The following is a 2,293-nucleotide window of genomic DNA, read 5'->3' as shown; positions in this document are numbered from 1 at the left end:
TTAAGTCAAATTGGTATTAGCAATAGTAAGCTTCAACAGTCCCTTTTGACTTCAGTAGCAAAGGCTGACCACGACGGTCTAATGCCTTTGGTGATGCTACCTTAATCCAGCCTTCGCTGATGCAGTATTCTTCAACATCAGTGCGCTCTTTACCATTAAAACGAATGCCAATGTGGTGTTCTAGTACTTCTTTTGCGTAATGTGGACTACGAGGGTTGATAGAAAGCCTATCTGGTAATGCTGGTTTTTCAGTTGAATCTGTCATTTTGTTTCTTCAATTATTTAAGCATGCTGTATTGTAGGTAATCGTATCGACCTGCTCAATAGCGGTCGACCTAAATTTTGACAAAACTCTGCTTAACCAAACATCAAGCGTTAACATCAACAATAACGCGCCCTCTTACTTTGCCATCAAGCAAGTCCGCTGCTGCGGCAATCACCTCATTCAACGTAATTTCATGGGCAATCATATTGAGTTTATTTAATTCAAGCTCGCTTGCTAATCGCTGCCATGCTTCAATTCTTAACGCTTTGGGGCACATCACACTGTCAATACCTGCCAACGTCACCCCCCGTAAAATAAAAGGCGCCACTGTAGCAGGTAAATCCATACCACCAGCTAACCCACAAGCAGCAACTACACCACCATATTGTGTGCTAGCACAGGCGTTTGCTAAAACGTGTGAACCAACTACATCTACCACTCCTGCCCAACGCTCTTTCGCAAGTGGCTTTCCAACTCCTTCTAACTCACTGCGATGGATCACATTTTGCGCACCAAGCTGGCTAAGAAATTGAGCTTCTTGCTCTACCCGCCCGCTTAGCGCCGTAACACTGAAGCCAAGCTTTGATAAAATAGCGACGGCAACACTTCCTACGCCCCCTGCTGCACCAGTCACAAGTATCTCGCCTCGTTCAGGTGTCACACCATGGCGTTCAAGCGCCATCACACATAACATTGCGGTGTACCCTGCGGTGCCGATAGCCATCGCATCTTTTGCCTCAAATTGAGTCGGCAAAGGAACCAACCAGTCACCGTTCACTCGCGCTTTTTGTGCCAGACCTCCCCAGTGCTTTTCACCTACTCCCCAACCATTAAGGATCACAAGTTGTCCAGGCTGATAATCGGGATGCGACGAAGTAGATACTTTCCCCACAAAATCGATACCAGGAACCATAGGAAAGTGCCTAACTACGGGAGACTTGCCAGTAATAGCTAACGCATCTTTGTAGTTTAGCGTTGAGTACAACACGTCTATATCAACGTCTCCTGGCATGAGTTCTGATCCAGTTACCTCATTAAGTGTTGCGACGTAATTACCACCTTGTTTATCAATGACTATTGCTTTATACATATCGTCTCCATTAATTAGACCAATCGTCTATTAAATTACAAAAAAGCGGGGCATACCCTGCTCAGATGTAGCTTGGTTAATCCGGCATTTGAATCGAGCGAATAAAAAACGTTGAAAAGCGCTGAAGTGGTACACCACTTTGTTCAAGCTTGGCTCTCATAACTGCGCCTTCCCAACCATTCCAAAACATGTAGGCCAGTTCATCACAGTGGTGCTCAGTTGAAATATGACCAAGCTGCTTGGCGTGCTCAAAGCATTGAGCGACCAAGATTTGCCACTCATTCAGAACGTCACCTAGTTTGTCTCTAAAAGATTCTGGTAGCTGAGCAATTTCTTGACTTAAATTGCCAACTAAACAGCCTCGTGTGTAATTATACTTCGCCATCGACCGCTCAGCTTGCTCCATAAATAGTGCAAGTCTGGCTAACGGCTCAAGACCCTCAGCGGATAAAGCTTTAGTGAGCTTTGCACTTAGAAACGATGAGTAATGTTCAATCAGTACTAAACCATATGCTTCTTTGCTCGCAAAGTAATGATAAAAAGACCCTTTTGGTACATTTACCGTTCGCAAAATGGCATCAATCCCAGTAGCAGCAAAACCTTTTTCGGTGAGAATTTCCATACCTGTTCGGATCAATGCCGCCTTAGTTTCACTAAAGCCAGTTTGCTCTTTTTTTGGTCGGCCACGACGCCGTTTTATACTACTTTCATTCATAAATTGAATATTAGACCGATCGTCTAATTATGTAAATAGCCATTGTTATGTAAATTCAATTAGAATTTTTACCAAACGGTGATGTTTTCGTGTACAACAGCGCGCTACACCCACTGCTAATTTTTAGTACAACGAATCAGTTTTAACGCCGAGATTGGCGACTGAGTCACAAATAATTAACCTGAGGTTTGGATAAGGAATATTCCAACTCATTGTTGCTAAA

3 protein-coding genes are annotated in these 2,293 nt (G+C 43.7%); all 3 read right to left on the bottom strand.

Going from position 1 to position 2,293, the window contains the following annotated elements; all coding sequences use genetic code 11:
* Positions 1 to 16 precede the first annotated feature (16 nt).
* Complete coding sequence (locus D9603_RS21565) at positions 17 to 265, bottom strand: DUF3297 family protein (protein ID WP_010370670.1); 249 nt, start codon at positions 263 to 265, stop codon at positions 17 to 19.
* 103 nt (positions 266 to 368) lie between these two features.
* Complete coding sequence (locus D9603_RS21560) at positions 369 to 1,355, bottom strand: MDR family oxidoreductase (RefSeq protein ID WP_128732859.1); 987 nt, start codon at positions 1,353 to 1,355, stop codon at positions 369 to 371.
* A 76-nt stretch (positions 1,356 to 1,431) separates the two neighbouring features.
* Entirely contained in the window at positions 1,432 to 2,070 is a 639-nt protein-coding gene (locus tag D9603_RS21555) for a TetR/AcrR family transcriptional regulator (RefSeq protein ID WP_128732858.1), read from the bottom strand.
* Between the last annotated feature and the right edge of the window lie 223 nt (positions 2,071 to 2,293).

Origin of the sequence: Pseudoalteromonas sp. PS5, assembly GCF_004103255.1 — a bacterium.
GTDB classification, from domain to species: domain Bacteria; phylum Pseudomonadota; class Gammaproteobacteria; order Enterobacterales; family Alteromonadaceae; genus Pseudoalteromonas; species Pseudoalteromonas peptidolytica.
Note: the sequence above shows the minus strand (reverse complement) of the source record. Positions and strands in the feature narration are given on the sequence as shown.